Source organism: Arthrobacter sp. A5 (assembly GCF_051131705.1).
In the GTDB taxonomy this organism is placed as follows: domain Bacteria; phylum Actinomycetota; class Actinomycetes; order Actinomycetales; family Micrococcaceae; genus Arthrobacter_M.
The window spans coordinates 3,559,098-3,577,576 of the sequence record NZ_CP180316.1; the positions used below are offsets into that span (position 1 = coordinate 3,559,098).

Here is an 18,479-nt window from a genome sequence, read left to right on the forward strand (position 1 = left end):
CAGATGACGGTACCCATGTCAGTACAAGAAAATATCAGACGACTGGACTCCCAAGGTGTCCCTGTGCGTGAGATCGCCCGCAGGTTGGGCATCAGCAGGGATTCGGTGGCCAAGTACGCCGATCGGGAAGACTTCTCCCCGGTGCCGCCGGCACCGTTGGCGCGGCCAGGGGGCTCGGTGTTGACCGGGTTTGAACACATCATCCAGGGGTGGTTGGGCGAGGACCAACGGAGGAACCGCAAGCAGCGGCATACGGCCAAACGGATCTTTGACCGGCTCGTTGATGAGCACGGTTTCACTGGCACCTATTCACCGGTCCAACGGTTCGTGAAGAAGTGGACGGCCCGGAACCGGCAGGCGGGTGAGGGCTTCACTGAACTGGTGTGGCCGGCCGGAACGGTGCAGGTCGATTTCGGGCAGGCCGAGGCGATCATTGCCGGGATCCGGCAGATCCTGCATATTCTGGTGGTGACTTTCCCGTTTTCGAACATGCGCTTCGTTCAGGCGTACCGGGGCGAAACTGCCGAATGCGTCAGCCACGGACTGCGCAGGGTGTTCGAGCACGCTGGGGCCGTGCCACGGCAGATGGTCTTTGATAACGCCACCGGCATCGGACGGCGGGTCGGGACCAAGGTCGTGGAGACGAAACTCTTTGGTGCGTTCAAGCTTCACTATCGGTCCGAGTCCCGCTACTGCAACCCGTACTCGGGCCACGAGAAAGGGAACGTGGAGAACGCGGTCGGATTCCTGCGCCGTAACTTCATGGTTCCCGAACCAGAGGCCGCCACGCTGGCCGGCCTGAACGAGGTGTTGCTGGCCAGGTGCGATGCGTTGGCCACCACCACGCACTATCGCAAGGGCCTGAGCGTGGGCGAGTTATTCGCCCACGACGTTTCCGCTTCGTTGGCGCTGCCCGGAGTCGCTTTCGACCCGGTGCGCTATGAGTCGCGGAAGGCCGATAAGACCGGGAATATCCTCATTGATGGGAACACCTATGCCGCCGGGCCCGCCTTCCACAGCAGGAACCTCACCGTGGGGTTGCGCCACGACGTGGTGCAGATCCTTGATGAGCACTCAGCCCCGGTCAGGTCCTTCCCGCGGGCCTTCGGACACCAGGCCCAGACGATCTTCGAACCAGCATCCCTGGTCCCGTTGCTGGTCACCAAACCCGGTGCCTGGGGGCATTCCCCGCTGCGGGCCCTGGTCACCGACCCGGTGCGCGACTGGCTGGACAAAGCGACCGTAAAGGACCGGCGCAGGTTGCTCAGCGCGGTGGATGCCGCTTCAGGATCCGCCGGCTTCGATGCCGCGATGCAGGCCGCTGACACGCTGATCCAGCGCGGGGATGAACCAGATATGGCAGCGCTGGGGATGCTGGCCCGCAGGCTGGCGCACGGCACCGAACCGGCTGCTGCGAACGTGGATCTGAGCATCTACGACACCTTCACCACGTTGGAGACGACCACGGGAGAAGTCGCATGAGCATGACCACCGTCCAAGACATCCTCGAAGCAGGCAAACATGCCTCCCTGACCGGCAGCGTCTTGAGTGAATGGGCCGAGAAAGGAACACCGAAACAACGCGAATACCTCCACGGGGTGCTGTTGGCAGAGCACGAATCCCGGCAGGAATCACGCCGGGCCCGGCTGTTGAAATCCGCGCGCCTACCGGCGTTGAAAAGCCTGTCCGGTTTTGATTACTCCAGCGTCCGATTCCCCGAAGACTACGGACGGCAGGCCTTGGAATCCCTGGCGTTCATCAACCACGCCCAGGACCTGGTCCTCTACGGGGACGTGGGCACCGGCAAAACCCACATGGCCTCCGCCTTGGTGGCCGCCGCCTGCCAGAAAGGCATCCAGGCACGTTTCTTCACCACGTCCTCCCTGGTGATGACGTTGCGCCGGGCCAAGGACGAAGACCGCCTGGATAAAGAGTTGGCATCCCTGGCCAAAAACCAGATCCTGGCCATCGACCTATGCCGAGCCGGTAACTATGCCGAGGTGCTGGGAACGCGGGTACCAGAAGAGGCCCTGCCGCTGGGGTCCGGACAAGAATCGACTGTTCCCATATCGGCATAGTTTCCGTGGGAGGACGCTGGTCATGGAAGCAACGGTGCTTCCATGAAGGAGGCGAAATCTCATGTCTGGACCGAAGAGAAATGACGGTCAACTGGGTGCGCAGGTTGAGGGGTATCGGGCATGGTTGGTGCGGCGGGGCTACACGCCGGGCACAATCCGGAACATGCTCAAGGACATTGGGCGGGTCGGTCGATGGCTCTCTTCCGAGGGGTTGAGGGCCGAGGAGTTGAATGAGCAGGTCCTGAGCGGGTTTTTGTCTGCCCGGAAAGCAGTGGTAACTCGGAGATTCCCTGGCCCGCGGGCTTTGGTGCCACTGCTGGAATTTTTGCGGTACTCCGGTATTGCCCCGGCGGCATCCCCGTTGGCGACAGCACTTGGCGAGCTGATGGATGAATATCGTTCCTGGATGTTCCAGGAACGTGGACTCGCCCCGACAACGGTGCACCGATATGAGAACACGGCACGACGATTCCTCGAGGAACAGTGTCACAGTAGTGGTGTTTTCGTGCCGTCGGCCTTGACGGGGGCGGATGTCAATGCGTTCTTGCTACGGGAGTGCAACAGGGTGTCGGCCGGCTCGGCGAAGGGCCGTGTGGCTGAACTACGGGCCGTTTTGCGTTTCCTGTATCTGCAAGGAATCACCGAGCTGCGGCTGGGATCGGCCGTACCCCCGGTGGGTGGCTGGCGGTTGGCAACTCTGCCGCCACCGACAGTCTCGGCTACCGATGTGCAGTTGTTGCTTGACAGTTTTGACCGCAGCACGCAGCTGGGCGCCCGGGATTTCGCGATTGCGATGCTGGTGGCCCGTCTGGGGCTGCGATCAATCGAGGTCGCACGGCTGGAACTGTGTGACATGGATTGGCGTGCCGGTGAACTGGTGGTTCGTGGCAAGGCCCGCCGGCAGGACCGGATGCCGCTGCTCGCCGGAGTCGGTGAAGCCTTGGTGGCCTATTTGTCGTGTGGCCGGAACCCCGCCGATGCCGTTCATGTCTTCTTGACCTGCCGCGCTCCTCGGGGACCGATCCGTGCCGACTTGGTCGGAGACGTCATTGAACGCGCCTGCAAACGCGCGGGACTACCCAAGTTTGGCCCGCACCGGCTCAGGCATGCCTTGGCTGGTGAGATGCTCAAACAGGGCGCCGGCCTTACGACGATCAGCCAGGTCCTGCGTCACCAGGATCTGGCCACGACGGCTCTTTATGCCAAGGTCGACTTTGACTCGCTGCGCCAGGTGGCCCAACCATGGCCGGGGACGGCACGATGAGCGGGCTGGAGCAGGACCTGGCGAACTATCTGCAGCTGCGCCGTTCACTCGGGCACGAACTCGCTGAAAGCCACCGGCTGCTGCCAGGCTTTGTAGTGTTCCTTGATACCCGTGGATGCACGACGATAACCACGCAGGCGGCGTTGGAGTGGTCGCAGCAACCATCGACAACGGCACCTTCGAGCGTGGGCCCGAGGCGAATGACCGCGGCACGCGGATTCGCCCGCTATCTCTCCGGGATCTATCCCGGCACCGAAGTCCCGCCCTTAGAGCTGATGCCCCACCGCCAGCGATGGCGTCTGCCATTCATCTACTCCAGTACTGATATCGGAGCGTTGATGAGCCAGGCCCGCTGCTTGATTGACCAACCATTGCGGGCGGCTACCTATGAAACCTTGATTGGGTTGTTGGCGGCAACTGGGCTGCGCATTGGTGAGGCCATCAAACTTGACCGCACGGACGTGGACTGGAGCGAGAGAGTGTTGTTGATCCGCGAGTCCAAGTTCGGCAAGTCCCGGCTCGTGCCAGTGCAGGAGAGCACCATCCAGGCGTTGAAGAGTCATGCAACCTTGCGCGATGAACTGCAGCCAACATCAATCGACGCCAGTTTCTTCGTGTCCCTGACCCGCAAGCGCCTCAGCTACCAGGTCGTGCAGCATACGTTCCGGTGCCTGGTGACTGCTGCCGGAATCGGGGCCGATTCGCCCTCCGCCCCCAGAATTCATGATCTAAGACATTCCTTTGCCATTCAAACCTTGCTTGGTTGGTACCGCAGCGACGAGGACGTGCAGGCCAAGATCCCGTCACTGTCAACGTATCTTGGCCACCGCGAACCGGCTTCCACGTACTGGTATCTTTCGGCGGCGCCGGAACTGCTTGCCGTGGCCGCCGCACGTCAAGACGCGCAGTGGATGAAGGCACGCTCATGACGCTCATCGCCTCGACCCTGCAACTGTTCTTCACGGACCGCCTCGCCCAACAGCGCCAAGCTAGTCCCCGCACCATCGCCGCCTACCGAGACACCCTCAAACTCCTTTTGGAGTTCGTGTATGAACAGACCAAGAAATTGCCAGCTCGACTCGATTGGGACGACCTGGACGCGACCATGATCTCCCGGTTTCTCAACCATCTCGAGGACCAGCGGCACAATAGCGTCAGAACCCGCAATGTCCGCCTCACCGCGATCCGTTCGCTCTTCTCCTACGCGGCACTGCGCCATCCCGAACATGCGCTCCTGATCCAGCGAGTGTTGGCGATTCCGCCCAAACGGTTCGAAAAACGCATCGTCACTTTCCTGACGGCACCGGAAGTTGACGCCATGATCGCCGCCCCAGACCAATCCACTTGGGAAGGGCGCCGAGACAAGGCGCTGATGCTGTTGGCCATTCAGACAGGGCTGCGCGTTTCGGAGATCACCGGGCTGAATTGCAATGACGTGACGCTGGGGACCGGCGCCAACGTGCGATGTGAAGGCAAGGGACGCAAGCAACGTAAGGTTCCACTCAATGTCCCCGTCGAAGCGCTACTGCGGGCCTGGTTGAAAGAACGAGCAGTCCAACCCCAGGACCCACTTTTTCCCACACGCATCGGACGCCGCCTCAGCCGCGATGCCGTCGCCCTGCGCGTCAGCACTCATGCCAAGACCGCTACGCAACAATGCCCGTCACTGGAAGGCAAGACAATTCACCCCCACGTCTTCCGCCACACCTGTGCCATGTCCCTGCTCCAAGCCGGCGTTGATACCTCAGTGATCGCATTGTGGCTTGGCCACGCGGGAGTTCGTTCCACGGACGCATATATCCATGCTGACCTCACCATCAAGGAAAAAGCACTCGCCCTCGTGACACCCACAGCGGCAACCCCAGGACGCTACCACCCGACAGACAAGACACTGGCGTTCCTTGAAAGCCTGTAACTATGCCGATATGGGAACAGCCGATTCTTGTCCGGACCCCAGCGGCAGGGCCTCTTCTGGTACCCGCGTTCCCAGCACCTCGGCATAGTTACCGGCTCGGCATAGATCAATCTATGCGGATATCCGCATAGATTGATGAATTTGGATACCTTCCGATCGACACCGAAGGCGCCCGGTTATTGTTCCAAGTCATCGCCGATGGCTACGAAAAACGGAGTCTGATTATCACCACGAATTTGGAGTTCTCCCGGTGGGGAACGGTGTTCGGTGATGACAACATGGCAGCTGCCGTCATCGACCGCATCGTCCATCACGGGCGACTGCTTCAGTTCCGCGGCGAGTCCTACAGGGTCAAGCATGCCCTGATGAAATAGGCAACCAACCCAAATGGCCGGAAACGGTGCTCAGATGGCCTGATTCTTAGCGCTGAAACGGCCTACTTAAAGTTGACGAAACACAGCAACGATCTCCTGCACGAGGTCAGCGGCAAGCTGACCGTCTTCGATACGTTCGATCCGCCAACCGACCACGTAGCGGGAGAAGATATCGAGCACCACGTAGGCGTGGTACCAGATCCCCTTGGCCGGGCCACGCATTTTGGTGATGTCCCACGACCACACGTCGTTCGGCTCCGTGGCGACCAGCTCGGGAATCGCCCGAGCTGGATGGGTGGCCTGCCGGCGCCGTTCCCCGCCCATCTTGGCCTCCGCCAAGACCCGATACATGCTCCGCTGCGAGCACCAATACCTTCCCTCGTCCAGCTCACGGACGTAGACCTCAGGACTCTGGACATAGGGCGTGACTGTCGCGATGGCTTCCGTGTGATTCCGGTGTTTTTGTTGAGTGGTCGGCTGTTAATTTTCCCTCAGACGCGATAGAATCTAAGCAAGATAATCGGCGGCTTCGGGAGGGGTGGATGATGGGCGTGATGACATCTCAACTGCCCCTTCCGATGGCCATGGACGCCAGTGCCGTCCCGATTGGTCTGGCGGTGTCGCTGGTCGAGGATGAGACGGGTGGCAGGGCTTTTGTTCATGGGGAACTCTCTTACGCCTGGGATGTCGGGGACACCGCGACGCGCCGGTTCACGGCGGCGAAACTGGCGGACATTAAGGCCGCGTCGGTGGCGGAGATTTCTGCCGCTTTCGGTGTGGATCCGGGCACGTTGTGGCGCTGGCGCCAGATCCTGGCCATGGATGGGGTGTTGGGTCTGGCCCCGGAAAAGCCGGGCCCGAGGGGGCCCAGCCGGCTGACGGAATCCATGATGTCCGAGATCCGCGCCTTGCGCTCCACCGGCCTGCCACTGCGCGCAGTCGGTGCGAAAGTGGGTGTCTCCGAATTCACCGTCCGGCGGACATTGGCCATGGAAACCGCCGCACAGGAACCGGCCACTGCGCACCCGTCCCGGCAGGACCCGGAAGCCGGTCCCGTCATCACCGAACCGGCGGAAGGGCTGCCGGTTCTGCCGGCTGCGGCGGACCGGTCCGGGGAACGGGCCTGGGCCCGGACCGGGCTGCTGGAATGCGCGGCCCCGGCGTTCGCCCCGGCGGCCCGGGTGCCGTTGGCCGGGCTGTTCCTGGCCCTGCCCGCCCTGGTGAACACCGGATTGCTGGAGTGTGCGAAGGAGGTGTTCGGGGCGTTGCCGAACGGGTTTTACGGTCTGGACACCATCCTCACCGGGGCGGTGTTTCAGGCCCTGGCCGGGGAACCCCGGGCCGAGGGGATAACCCGGATCGACCCGGTCGCGATGGGACGGGTGCTGGGTCTGGACCGGGCGCCGGAAGTGAAAACCCTCCGCCGCAAAACCGCGGCCCTGGCCGGGACCGGCAGGGCCGGGGAACTGCTGACCGCGATGGCAACCAGACACCTGAACGGCAGCGGTGACGAGGAGGGCGGGGGTCTGGCCGCGGTGCTCTACGTTGACGGGCATGTCCGCGCCTATCAGGGCACGAGGAAGATCGGGAAGGTCCATTCCACGAGGTTGAAGTTCCCGGTCCCGGCGACCGAGGAGACCTGGGTCGCCGACGGACACGGGTCCCCGGTGCTGGTGGTCATGGCCGAACCCGGGGCCGCGCTGACCGGGGAACTGCGCCGGCTCCTGCCGACCCTGCGATTGATTATCGGCGATGACCGCAGGGTGCTGGTCGGTTTCGACCGGGGCGGCTGGTCCCCGGCCCTGTTCCAACACATGAGCGGGCAAGGCTTCGATGTGCTGACCTGGCGCAAGGGCACCACCGGGGACATCGACGACTCCCTCTTCAGCGAGGTCACGCACACCGACGAACACGGACAAACCCGGACCTGGGCCGCGGCCGACATCCGGGTCGAGGTGCCTGTCGGAACTACCGGGGAAGTGTTGTCGATGCGCCAGATCAGCCGCAAGGTCAAGGTCCCGGCAGGCGGGTTACGGCAGATCCACATCCTCACCACCGACACAAACCTCGCTACCGGGGAAGCGATTTACCGTATGGGTGCCAGGTGGCGGCAGGAAAACTACTTCCGCTACGCCAGGATCCGCTTCGCCCTGGATTCCCACGACGCCTACACCAGTACCGATGATGATCCGGAACGGTCGGTGCCGAACCCGGCCAAACGCAAGGCCTACCAGAACGTACTTACCGCCAAAACCCGGTACGGGAAGGCCCTCGCCGACACCGATGCCGCGTTGCTGGCGGCCCGGACCCCGGCGCCGGGAACGGCCACGGTCCTGATCACCAATGCCGGGCACAACGCGATCACCGCGGACCTTTTCACCGCCCAAACCGTCTTCGAGGAGGCGCAGGCGGTGCATAAGGAGATCCCGGCCCGGGTACCCCTTGGTGACATCGCCCCGGGCCAGCAGGTCCTGGACACCGAGACGAAACTGCTCACCCACGCGATCCGGATGGCCGCGTTCAACACCGCGTCCACCCTGGCCAGGGAGATCCGCACCAACACCGGCTACGCCCGCGCCGACGACGAAGCCCACGCCCTGATCCGGCAGGCTCTCACGACCAGCGGCGACATCGACCCCGGCCGGGACGGCTACCTCACCATCCGCCTCGACCCCCTCCCCACCAAACGGGCCACGGCCGCGATCGCCGAACTCTGCGACCACCTCACCAGCACCGAAACCCGTTACCCAGGCACGGACCGGATCCTGCGATTCGAGACAAAGAAACGCGAAACGTCGCTCAGCGATTAAAGCGCTAGGTCAGGAGTCCTGGACCTGGGTTGGTGAAAGGTTCGCGTAGTCCTGCCGGTTTGAGTACCGTCAGGATCTGGGCACGCTCCGCCGCCGAGAGCTCCGCCGGGTGCTGCGCCTTGGGCCAAGGCCCATGCATCCGCGGTTGGGGGTTGGCCTGCCGGTGATGGGTGGCCCGGGACCGGCCCACCAGCTTGCAGGCCTTCACCACCCCGATATGCGAGCTGAGCTCCGCTACCGTCTCTGCTTGCCACGACTGGTATCCGATGCCGGTGATAACGCGTTCTTCGACGAGAGAGCTTCCAAGAACGCGACTCCTTTTCCCAAGGTATCCAAGGCGGCATCCGAAGAAGCCAGCTGGTCGCGAGTCTTCTCGTGCGAGGCCCGCTCCGCGACCAGTTCCTTGGTCAGCTGGTCGATCTGGACCTGCTCGGATGTTTTCTTCGGCCGGCCCCGACGTGCTGCCGGCTTGTCGAGCGTGCCCGCTTCGAACGCGGCCCGCCATTCCTGGACATGGGAGTCATAGAGCCTTTCGCGACGCAGCACCGCACCCTTGGATCCCATCGGTGCCGCATCGTATTCCCGAACGATCGCTCGTTTGAACTCGGCGCTAAAGGTCCTGCGTACCGACCGGTTGGCCCGGGGGCCCTGCTCCGGCGCGCCCGGGCCCTGACTGATTGATTCCTCCGGTACGGGCCGACCGGTTCCTGCTGGTGTGGTGGTGCTCGTGGTCGTAGTCATGGTAAAGCTTCCCTCCTGCCTTCAGCCCCTATTCTCGTTCAAGAAGCGGTCTCTAACGAGTCTGGCTGATAGGGGAGGCCGGCTTCTTTTCGGGCAGCACGAATACTGGCACCTACGGCTGAATCACTGTCCATGGCACTCCCTTAAGTGGCAATATACCGCAGGTCCATTTAGCCAGTGATTCACTAGTGCACCAGCTATTTGCATTCGGCAGCATTCTGCCGGTGCGTTTAGGCCACTAACGCGGCAGGTGTGCATCAATTAGGTAGGACGACCACCGCAGACTGGGCACTCACCGCTAGGTTTCTCACGTGATTTGTCGGCCGGTCGTTGCTTGGTCAACTCATGCCCCAAGTATCTCTGCCCAAAGGGGCAAATGCCGTTATTGCATCGCCACTCCACGCTGCCCTCCGGCTGGAGCTACGCTGGACCGCACCGTCAGCAACTGACGAACTGGACTTGTTCATGCTGCTGCTGGATTCCAACGGCCGAATAACAGATAACGCAGACATTGTCTTCTATAACCAGCCAGACTACGCCGCAGGTGCAGCCAAGTATCTTGGACGGAATGATGCAGGCCCAGGGCAGGCACACAATGCAGAAATAACACTCGGAAGACTGCCCGAAAATGTGTACTCCATCGCCATTGCTGCTGCATTGGACTCGGAAGACTCCCAGCTGGGGGCACTGTCCTCCCTTGACCTGACTGCCACGAGTGATTTTGGCACCCTTTTCAGCATCCCTTGCGAAGGCCTTTCCAGTGAACGCGTTGCCGTGGTCGCCGAAATCTACCGTAGGAACGGCGACTGGAAGGTCCGCTCAGTATCCCAAGGCTGGAACGGGGGCCTGCCAGACCTCCTCACCCACTACGGCGCCGTCATTGACGACCAGCCGAGCTCACCAGCACCGAACCAAATGGGCACTGCAACGCCAACGCCAAATGCTGCACCAGTCAAAGCAGATGAGGCCAAGCTCTCGGCGCTTCAAGACCTGGACCATCGGATTCGCGAGCGCGAGGCCGTTTTGGCTGATTTGGAATCCCGCATTGTTGAAACTCGTGAAATTAACCTCCTGCAGGATCTGGGCATCTACGATTTTTCACATCCGCTTGAAGATGCCCTCCAGTACAAGGATCGACTGACTCAGCTGCGCACCTCGATAAAAGCACTAGTCAAAGCATGTGCGGTAACAGGGGCCACCAATTGGGCTGTCAACGGAAACCTTGCCAAGGGAGCCCAAATGGTGAGAGAACAATGCAAGTTGATGCTCAGGGCTTACAACGCGGAAGCCGACAACTGCGTTAGAACAGTCCGTGCACATTCTCTGGATGGAGCGCGCCAAGAGTTCCATTGAAAAGCTCGGCAAGAGCATGGCCATCGAGATCACTGACGACTATCACCAGCTGCGACTGGACGAACTCAAGCTCACCGCTGATTATCATGTGAAAGTCGCAAACGAGCGTGAGGCCCAGCGAACTTTGAGGGAGGAGGCCCGCGAACAAGAAAAGGTCGAGAAGGAGCTGCAGAAGGCTCGTGAAAAAGTTGAGCAGGAACGCAGCAAATACCAGGCCGCCTTGGCTATTGCCATAGAGAACGGTGAACCGGAAGCCATTGCCACAATGCAGCAATTTGTGGCGGATGCCGACGCCAAGCTCCACGACCTTGAAAATCGGCAAGCCAATGTGCGCACGGGCTACATATATGTAATCTCCAATCTGGGTGCTTTTGGTGACCGCATCGTAAAGATCGGCATGACTCGTAGGCTCGAGCCGACTGAACGAATCCGTGAACTTAGCGGAGCCGGCGTTCCATTCCTCTACGACGTCCACGTCCTCTTCTTCAGCGAAGACGCTGCAGCTCTGGAAGCACAGTTGCACCGCGAATTCGAGGCTAAACGAGTCAACAAAGTCAACCTTCGACGTGAGTTTTTCTATGCCACTCCCGCAGAGGTCAAGGAAGCCGTCAATCGTCTGGTTGGGGTTACAACTCTAGAATTTAAGGAAGAATCAGAAGCAAGCGAGTTCAGGCTCAGCCTGTCACTGTCGAAAGGCAAATAATGGGGTTCAAGAAAAGCGCATCAATCAAGGTCATGCCTGGAGTGCGTGTTCGCGTCTCCGCCAAGGGTGTCAGCGCCTATGCCGGCCGAACCAAAATCATGGGCACGTCGACGTCGAGCACCCGTCGGACCACTGCTCAGCGGACGCCTGCACGCAAGACTGCAACCAGACCAACTGCAGTACGGAACTCTGCGTCCGCTCCACGCTATACACCTGCGGCCAGGCCAGGAATGCTCGCTCCCAAAGAGGAAAAGGCACTCTACGCCTACGCTGTGACTCGCCACGCGGCAGAGCTGGACCCTAGAGTCATACAACATCCGGTCTATGGGCAGGCAGCCGCGGCTCTGTTAGGACTCCAACATCTGCAGGCCGGCAACAACGAGGCTTGTGTTCAGGCACTGCAAAGTGTCATTCATGGGCAGCCCCCCATTGAAGCCAACCACTTTATGTCGAAATATCTCCCGCATTTCTCCTTCGAGCTGGAGATAGCCGGCGGGGTCACCGCCCAGTTCCCCATGACTAACGCTGCATTGACGCTTGCTCTTGTGGAAGCGCTACAGTCCCTGCAGAGAATCCCCGAAGCAATTGAGTACGTTGAAGGACTCAATCCGACGTACCCGGCCCTGCTAAGTCTCGCAGAGCTCTACTCAGACCAGGGCAACTGGTCAGAGGTCATTAGACTGACTGACTCGTTGCCTGTGGACTCAGAATTGACTGGTTTGCTGGCGATTTTGAGGTCCCAAGCCCATTTCGAGTTAGATCAGTTGGTGGCAGCCAAGGAATGTCTTAAGCCCTTGACTGCAAGTAAGAAATACTCGGACAATCTTCGCTTCAAGGCCTTGGCTCTGCGCTCCAACATCAGTCTCGAAGAAAAAGCCTATGCCAGAGCCATCGCAGACCTTGAGAAGATCTTGGCGGAGAACTCCCAGATATCTGGGATTCGCGAAGCGATTGCGGACGTTCACCAGGCCAGAGAAGATGCTGAGCAGCTGAAGGCTCAGGCAGTAGCTGCAAAGGCGGCCGAAACTCTACGAATCCGAGAAGAAAAAGGGGCTGAGGCGCAACGACTTCGCGACGAAAAAACGGCTGAAGCGCAGCGACTACGAGGGGCAAAAGCAGCAGAGGCCCTGAGATTGCGTGAAGAAAAAGCCGCAGCCAAGCTGGCTCTGAACGCTACACCGGTTATGCAAACGAGCATTATCAATCTCAGCGACGACCTTGAAAAGGAAGCACCTGTCATAAACGATAAACCCGCCTCCGATCTAGCGGTGGACTCGGCCAACGAACCTGGTTTTTACCCAGATCCAGAAGGTGCTGCCCCTTACAGGTATTGGGACGGCAAAGCTTGGACCTCACGCGTCCGCATGACGAAATAGGCCTTGCTCGTAGGCGCATGTCTCGCCTCATCGGCACTAATCGGCTAGTCAGAATGATGGAGTCCGTCCGTGCTGTAGACGACGGCAGGACCCGCCCCCCTGCGAAGCCATGAGTCTGATCGGGTGGCAGGCCTTCCGGGAATATCAAGATGAGCGCTAATGGGTTCAAATCAAAGCGTGTCGCTGGTCAAAAGCGTGTCGTTTCCGTGTCACTAGGCGGAAATTGGGCAAGAAGAAAAGCCCTCCAACCAACGTTTCCGCTGGTCAGAGAGCTTTCGTGGTGGAGCTAAGGAGATTCGAACTCCTGACCTCTTCGATGCGAACGAAGCGCGCTACCAACTGCGCCATAGCCCCGCGATGGCACTGCCATCGACTTCTTTAGAGTAGCGCCCTGACCTGCACTTTCCAAACGCCGCACCCCCCGATCCAGCACTCCGATCCTGCAGTCCGGCGGTTCAAGCGCCGCGGGAATCGAGCCACTGGCTGAAGGTCACGGTCCCGCCGGCATGCTCGGGCACCAGATTCCCGCCCTGCCGCAGGAATCTGCCCAGGCTGCCCGGCAGCGGCAGCGGGGTGGTCATGCCCTTGCGCCCGGTGGCGGCCTTCCACTGCTGGACCAGCTGGCGCATGGTCAGCACCTCGGGTCCGCCGATGATCCGGGTACTGTGCGCCGGGGCGGCATCATCCACCGCGGCGTCCACCAGGGCGCGGGCAACGTCCGCGGTGGCAATCGGCTGGAAGGAGACTCCCCTGATCACGGGGATCAGCCCGTACCTGGCGCCCGAACTGAAGATGCCGGCCACCAGATCGTGGAACTGGGTGGCGGCGACCACGGATGCGGGCAGCTGCGCTCGCTCGTACTGCCGTGCGCGGGCCGCCTGCACCTTGTAGTAGCCGTAATCGGCGTTCCCGGCGTTGGCGATGGTCAGCAGAACCGCCCGACCCACGCCGGCCGCTGCTGCGGCGCGGAGCAACCGGCCGCTGGTGGCGGGGAGAATTTTCAGCGCGGCGCCGATCTTGGCATCCAGGGTTTCGATCAGCAGATCCGCCCCGGCCAGTGCTTCGGCGAGCCCTTCGCCAGAGGCAGCGTCGGCGACGACGTATTCAGGTCCCTCCATGCGTGAGGGGTGGTCGGGCGCGGGCAGGTGCCGGCTGAGGGAGCGTACGCCGTATCCACGCCGCGCGGCCTCGGCCACCACCATTCGACCGGCCGTTCCGGTACCGCCTGCCACCGCGATTAACACCATGGGAGCAGACTATCCGGCTCAGCGCGTCAGCGGAATGCCGGAAGCCGTGATCTTGCCTCGGATGCGAACGGGCCCGGTCTTGCGGATCGCGGCGGGCCTGTCGGGTCCGTGCTTGAGACGGGAGTTGTGCAGACCGACGACGCTGGACCCGAAACAGCGGCCTACCGGACGCTCGGGGCTAAGCAGCGCCGGTCGGCGAAGCTTAGGCTCGCCGGCGCTGCAGGACGTCGTCGAGGTTGCTGAGGCCGTGCACCGGTTTGGTCTTTGCGGGAACGACGACGGCGCCCGCGGGGGTCTGCGCACCGGACCGTTGCGCTGTGGCCTGCCCGCCGGACGGTTCCACGGCCGTCGCCCCGGCGGCCGGTTTCACGTCTGTGGCGGTTTCGCTGGGCGCTGCTTCGGTGGCTGCAGCTGCTTCGGTGGCCGCGGCAGCTTCGGTGGCTTTGATGGATGTCTTCGCGGCGGCCTTGGGTGCGGCGGGGAGTCCCAGCGGGGCCGGGGCGGGACGGTCGGCCTTGGCGGCTTGGACGTAGCCGGGCTTGGGGATTTCGACCGGCTCCCAGGTCGGGGGTTCGGCAACGACACGGGTGTGGGCCACTTCGGCGTCCGCGGCGCCCCGGGCGGCGACTTCCAGGGCTTCCCGGCGGAGTTCGGCGGCGGTCAGCGGCTTGTTCGCTTCCCGGGCTGCCTGGACTGTGTGCCCGGTGGCCCCGGCGTCAAAATCGGCCGAGTCGAAAACTGTAACGGCGGGCTGGCCGGGAGCTGGCTGTCCTGCGGCTCCGGCGGTGGCTGTGTGGGCGGCGGCGGTACGGACGGGAACTGGCGCGGACCCCATGGCCTCTCGGAAGGCGGCGTCGACCTTACGCCTACGACCCCGAATGGCGAGGGCCCGGAGCAATGCAAGCGAGGCGAGGAAGACGATCCCGCCGGCGGCAGGGATCAGGCCCGATGCCAGGCCCAGCAGTTTCAGACCACCACCGATAACGACCGTCAGCAGCGCCAGGAAGCCCAGCAAGGCCACGGCGGTTCGGCCATAGCGGATTTTAAGTCTGGCCGACGGCGCCGCCCGCGCGGCACCGTCGTGGCCGCCGTCGTGGCCGCCGTCACTGTGCCGGTCAACGTTAGGTGTGCCGCCGTCGTGCTGGCCGCGCCCGCCGCCGTCGTGCATCCCACCGTCGTACCTGACGCCGTCATCCTGCAGCCGGGCATCGGACCCCGTTCGCGCTGCGGTCTGCGGGCGCGCGCTGGCCGCCGACGGAGCGGGGGAAGTGCCGGTGTTGTTCATCTGTGTCTCCTGCGTCGGCGGAGTTTCCATGGCCATGAAAACGTCTGGGCGAGGGGCCGGGGCAACCTCAAAGGCTATGGCCTGCTCCGGGACCGCGGCCGGACTGTCTGCCAAGGGGATCGGCTGCTGTCTGCGCAGCACATATGGACCCACCCACACCAGCCAGAGGGCGACAGCGATCAGCAAAATCACTGAGGTATTCACGGGGATATCCACGGTTCAACTTTAAGGGGAATTCATGGCCGCCCGGGCATTAGCTGGGGCGTGTCGCAAGGTACCGGAGAATTAGATCCCGCCCGGTCCGGCGCCGTGGGTCAGTCGCCGCGGCTGCGCAGCCAGCGCGACAACAGCCCCTCCGGGACTTCCTCGGCCGTGAGCGCGAAGCTGCGGTGGTCCGTCCATTGCCCGTCGATGTGCAGATAACGCGGCCGCAGCCCCTCGTCGCGGAAGCCCAGTTTCTCCACCACCCGCAGACTCGGCGCGTTTTCCGGCCGGATATTAATTTCCATCCGGTGCAGGCCAAGACGGCCGAAACAGTGGTCCGTGGCCATGGCCACGGCGGTCGGGGTAATGCCGCGGCCGGCACGCTCCTGTTCCACCCAGTACCCCAACGTGGCGCTCATTGCGGACCCCCAGACAATCGAGGAGACAGTCAGTTGGCCGATCAGCTGCGGCGCCGCGGAGCCGGGGAACCGTTCGGCGATGACGAACGGCAGCGCCGTGGACGCCCGCGCCTGATCGTTCAGGGCACGGACCATGCCGGCGAAGGTTGGCAGCTGGGCGCCGGGGACGGGACTGGTGGCTTCCCAGGGCGCGAGCCACTCGGCGTTGCGCCGGCGGACTTCACGCCAGGCTTTTTTGTCCCGGTAGCGGATCGGCCGGAGCACAATATCCCCGCACTCCAGTGTCACCGGCCAGCCGGCGTCCCCCCACACGGCACTAGGCCGGCAGCTGGGCCGCGAATCCACCCAGCCACTTGCGCAGCTCCGGACCCAGGTCTTCACGGTCACAGGCCAGCGTGACGACGGCCTTGAGGTAGCTCAACTTGTCCCCGGTGTCGTAGCGTCGGCCACGGAAAACGACGCCGTAGACGCCACCGCCATCCCCCTCCCTGCCCGCCATGGTCTGCAGCGCATCGGTGAGCTGAATTTCTCCGCCGCGGCCCGGCGGCGTCTCCTCGAGGACGGCGAAGATATCCGGATGCAGCACGTACCGGCCGATCATCGCCAGGTTCGATGGCGCTTCCTCCACGCTGGGCTTCTCCACGAGCCGCCGGACGCGCACGTAGCTTTCGCCGTCGATCTCCTCCATGTCCGCACAGCCGTAGGCGGAGATCTGCTCGGGCTCCACCTCGATCAGCGCGATGACGGATCCGCCGGTTTTGGCCTGCACATCCATCATGGTGGTCAGCAGTTCGTCGCGCTCGTCGATGAGGTCATCACCGAGCAGGACGGCAAACGGCTCGTTCCCCACGTGGGTCTTGGCGCGCATGACCGCGTGGCCCAGGCCCTTGGGGTCGCCCTGCCGGACGTAGTGGATCTCGCCGAGTTCGGTGGCGTGCTGGACGGCCGCGAGCCGGTCCTCATCCCCCTTGGCCTCAAGCAGCCGTTCGACGCCCGGCACCCGGTCGAAATGGTCCTCCAGCGCGCGCTTATTGCGGCCGGTGATCATCAGGACATCCTGAAGACCGGCACTGACGGCCTCCTGGACAACGTACTGGATGGCCGGCTTGTCGACGACGGGGAGCATTTCCTTTGGCATGGCCTTGGTGGCCGGGAGGAAGCGTGTGCCCAGACCCGCGACGGGGATTACGGCCTTGCGAACTCGAGGTGCAGAAGTCATTGTCCTAGGCTACTGGAGGATATTGAAGTTTGGTTGCAGCGGCGCAACGGATTGTGCAGGTACGGCAAATACGGTGCTCCTTCGTCCGGCTACCGCAGGTGCGGCCGGACGGAGGCAAAAGCTGCTCGGATGCGGTTCCAAGGGGAACGGGAGAAACGATGAGGGGCAAGAGCGAGATGCGCGCAGTATTGCGCGTTAGACGGCAGGCAATGAACGACGGCGACCGCGAGGACGCCGGCCGGCGCCTGGCTGCGCAAGCGCTGAGCTGGGCGCGTTCGTTGAGCAACGGGAGGGAGCATGCCCCTTCGGCTGGCGCCGGGGAGCAGCGTAGGCCGTCGTCGGGCAGCGCGGCGGAGCTGGCGTCGTATTCGGGCAGTGCTGCGGGGCCGGTCCCAGGGTCTGCCCCCGTCCGCCTCGGTGCCTACGTTTCCGGTGGGACGGAGCCGCCGACGGAACAGCTGCTGCACGTTCTGGTCCAGGCCGGCTACCAGATCCTGGTGCCCGTGTGTGAGCCGGACTTCAAGCTATCCTGGGTTCGCTGGCGGCCGGACATTCCCCTGCGGCGCAGCCGACTGGCTCCCGTGGACGAACCTGCCGGAGAACGTCAGTCTGCGGATGTCATGGCCGGAGCTGCCGGAATCCTGCTGCCGGCGCTGGCCGCTGATGCCGGGGGAAACCGGCTGGGACATGGGGGCGGATACTACGACCGGTTTCTTGCCGCACTGGCGCAAACCGGAACCCGGCCAGCTACTGCCGCGGTGGTGTACGACCATGAGCTGCTCTCCGCCGGAGAACTGGAACACGACGTCCTGGATGCCCGTGTGGGCGGCGTCCTGACCCCGCGGGGCTATACGGCAGCGACGGCGAGTGGCACCTGAGAGAGTGCTAGAATTGGCACTCAGGGCCTTAGACTGCTAACGTATCCCGGTTCAGCCACGGCCCTGACCCATGTTTTCAGGAGGAAAATCTGTGCCAACCTACGCTTACGCCTGCAAGGACTGCGGCCACGCCTTCGATATCGTGCAGTCGTTCAGTGACAATTCCCTGACCGACTGCCCGTCGTGCGATGGCGCGCTGCGCAAGAAGTTCAACTCCGTGGGCGTCGTATTCAAAGGGCCAGGCTTCTACCGGACGGACTCGCGCGACAGCAAGGGCGCCGGCGTGCCGGCTGCGGGCAAGGGAAGCTCCGCGAAGGAGTCCGTTTCTGCGGCGCCGGCGGCCGCCGCGGGAGCCCGCAGTTCCAAGAGCTCCGGCAGCTCCAATGGCAAACCCACAGTCTCCGCGGGTAAGTCGACCGCGGCTGCTGCGGCCGCCAGCTGATATAGCACAGCCGCGCTAAACCATCCGGCGCCCCGGCAAAGGGCGTGCCGGCCCGGCCCCGTCCCCGGATACAAACGGGCTCATTCTCCCTCCACGGCGCCCGCCAGCCCCTGCCCCGACCACAAAACCGTTCGTCCGTTCCCCGCGCACCGGAAATGACCCTTAGCGTCA

17 protein-coding genes, 1 tRNA gene and 2 pseudogenes are annotated in these 18,479 nt (G+C 62.9%); 12 read left to right on the forward strand and 8 right to left on the reverse strand.

Annotation, left to right across the window (positions count from 1 at the left end; genetic code table 11):
• The first annotated feature begins 15 nt into the window (after positions 1-15).
• The 6 genes and pseudogenes from istA to ACLLJI_RS16830 all read left to right on the forward strand — a co-directional run.
• Complete coding sequence (istA, locus tag ACLLJI_RS16805; RefSeq protein ID WP_434614631.1) at positions 16-1,482, forward strand: IS21 family transposase; 1,467 nt, start codon at positions 16-18, stop codon at positions 1,480-1,482.
• Entirely contained in the window at positions 1,479-2,078 is a 600-nt protein-coding gene (locus ACLLJI_RS16810; RefSeq protein ID WP_434614634.1) for an ATP-binding protein, read from the forward strand. Before istA ends, ACLLJI_RS16810 begins: the two co-directional genes overlap by 4 nt.
• A gap of 61 nt (positions 2,079-2,139) precedes the next feature.
• Positions 2,140-3,342, forward strand: coding sequence for a tyrosine-type recombinase/integrase (locus ACLLJI_RS16815; RefSeq protein ID WP_434612234.1), 1,203 nt, complete (start codon positions 2,140-2,142; stop codon positions 3,340-3,342).
• Complete coding sequence (locus ACLLJI_RS16820) at positions 3,339-4,271, forward strand: tyrosine-type recombinase/integrase (protein WP_434612232.1); 933 nt, start codon at positions 3,339-3,341, stop codon at positions 4,269-4,271. The genes ACLLJI_RS16815 and ACLLJI_RS16820 overlap by 4 nt, the downstream gene beginning before the upstream one ends.
• Entirely contained in the window at positions 4,268-5,257 is a 990-nt protein-coding gene (locus ACLLJI_RS16825; RefSeq protein ID WP_283562473.1) for a tyrosine-type recombinase/integrase, read from the forward strand. The genes ACLLJI_RS16820 and ACLLJI_RS16825 overlap by 4 nt, the downstream gene beginning before the upstream one ends.
• Positions 5,258-5,388: 131 nt before the next feature.
• Positions 5,389-5,631 (forward strand): annotated as a pseudogene (locus ACLLJI_RS16830) (ATP-binding protein); the annotation flags it as partial.
• A 66-nt stretch (positions 5,632-5,697) separates the two neighbouring features.
• Here ACLLJI_RS16830 and ACLLJI_RS16835 read toward each other — a convergent pair.
• Positions 5,698-5,982, reverse strand: coding sequence for a DDE-type integrase/transposase/recombinase (locus ACLLJI_RS16835; protein ID WP_434614637.1), 285 nt, complete (start codon positions 5,980-5,982; stop codon positions 5,698-5,700).
• Positions 5,983-6,173: 191 nt separating this feature from the next.
• Here ACLLJI_RS16835 and ACLLJI_RS16840 point away from each other — a divergent pair, with 191 nt between their 5' ends.
• The gene (locus ACLLJI_RS16840; RefSeq protein WP_434614640.1) at positions 6,174-8,441 is read left to right on the forward strand and encodes a putative transposase; all 2,268 of its coding nucleotides are present in this window, start codon (positions 6,174-6,176) and stop codon (positions 8,439-8,441) included.
• 4 nt (positions 8,442-8,445) lie between these two features.
• Here the strand turns inward: ACLLJI_RS16840 and ACLLJI_RS16845 are convergent, their stop codons facing one another.
• Positions 8,446-8,652, reverse strand: a complete 207-nt coding sequence (locus ACLLJI_RS16845; protein ID WP_434614642.1) for a hypothetical protein — start codon at positions 8,650-8,652, stop codon at positions 8,446-8,448.
• A 23-nt stretch (positions 8,653-8,675) separates the two neighbouring features.
• Positions 8,676-9,182, reverse strand: coding sequence for a transposase (locus ACLLJI_RS16850; RefSeq protein WP_434614645.1), 507 nt, complete (start codon positions 9,180-9,182; stop codon positions 8,676-8,678).
• 345 nt (positions 9,183-9,527) lie between these two features.
• Here ACLLJI_RS16850 and ACLLJI_RS16855 point away from each other — a divergent pair, with 345 nt between their 5' ends.
• The 3 genes from ACLLJI_RS16855 (at position 9,528) to ACLLJI_RS16865 (ending at position 12,614) form a co-directional block, all read left to right on the forward strand.
• Positions 9,528-10,535, forward strand: a complete 1,008-nt coding sequence (locus ACLLJI_RS16855) for a DUF4041 domain-containing protein (RefSeq protein WP_434614648.1) — start codon at positions 9,528-9,530, stop codon at positions 10,533-10,535.
• The gene (locus ACLLJI_RS16860; RefSeq protein ID WP_434614651.1) at positions 10,495-11,238 is read left to right on the forward strand and encodes a GIY-YIG nuclease family protein; all 744 of its coding nucleotides are present in this window, start codon (positions 10,495-10,497) and stop codon (positions 11,236-11,238) included. The genes ACLLJI_RS16855 and ACLLJI_RS16860 overlap by 41 nt, the downstream gene beginning before the upstream one ends.
• Positions 11,239-11,468: 230 nt before the next feature.
• The gene (locus ACLLJI_RS16865; RefSeq protein ID WP_434614654.1) at positions 11,469-12,614 is read left to right on the forward strand and encodes a DUF2510 domain-containing protein; all 1,146 of its coding nucleotides are present in this window, start codon (positions 11,469-11,471) and stop codon (positions 12,612-12,614) included.
• 278 nt (positions 12,615-12,892) lie between these two features.
• Here the strand turns inward: ACLLJI_RS16865 and ACLLJI_RS16870 are convergent.
• The 5 genes from ACLLJI_RS16870 to galU form a co-directional block, all read right to left on the reverse strand.
• Positions 12,893-12,968: transfer RNA gene (locus ACLLJI_RS16870), tRNA-Ala, on the reverse strand.
• A gap of 101 nt (positions 12,969-13,069) precedes the next feature.
• Positions 13,070-13,861 carry an SDR family oxidoreductase gene (locus ACLLJI_RS16875; protein ID WP_434614657.1) on the reverse strand — a complete coding sequence of 264 codons (792 nt, stop codon included), beginning with the start codon at positions 13,859-13,861 and terminating at the stop codon, positions 13,070-13,072.
• Between the two features lie 202 nt (positions 13,862-14,063).
• Entirely contained in the window at positions 14,064-15,350 is a 1,287-nt protein-coding gene (locus tag ACLLJI_RS16880; protein WP_434614659.1) for a hypothetical protein, read from the reverse strand.
• 110 nt (positions 15,351-15,460) lie between these two features.
• Positions 15,461-16,081, reverse strand: a complete 621-nt coding sequence (locus ACLLJI_RS16885; protein WP_434614662.1) for a GNAT family N-acetyltransferase — start codon at positions 16,079-16,081, stop codon at positions 15,461-15,463.
• A 4-nt stretch (positions 16,082-16,085) separates the two neighbouring features.
• Positions 16,086-16,988, reverse strand: coding sequence for a UTP--glucose-1-phosphate uridylyltransferase GalU (gene galU, locus ACLLJI_RS16890; protein WP_283561940.1), 903 nt, complete (start codon positions 16,986-16,988; stop codon positions 16,086-16,088).
• A gap of 209 nt (positions 16,989-17,197) precedes the next feature.
• On the opposite strand from galU, the gene ACLLJI_RS16895 reads away from it, so the two are divergent.
• Positions 17,198-17,866 (forward strand): 5-formyltetrahydrofolate cyclo-ligase, encoded by a 669-nt coding sequence (locus tag ACLLJI_RS16895; RefSeq protein ID WP_434614665.1) that lies wholly within the window; start codon positions 17,198-17,200, stop codon positions 17,864-17,866.
• A 91-nt stretch (positions 17,867-17,957) separates the two neighbouring features.
• Positions 17,958-18,221, forward strand: a pseudogene (locus ACLLJI_RS16900) (FmdB family zinc ribbon protein); the annotation flags it as partial.
• Between the last annotated feature and the right edge of the window lie 258 nt (positions 18,222-18,479).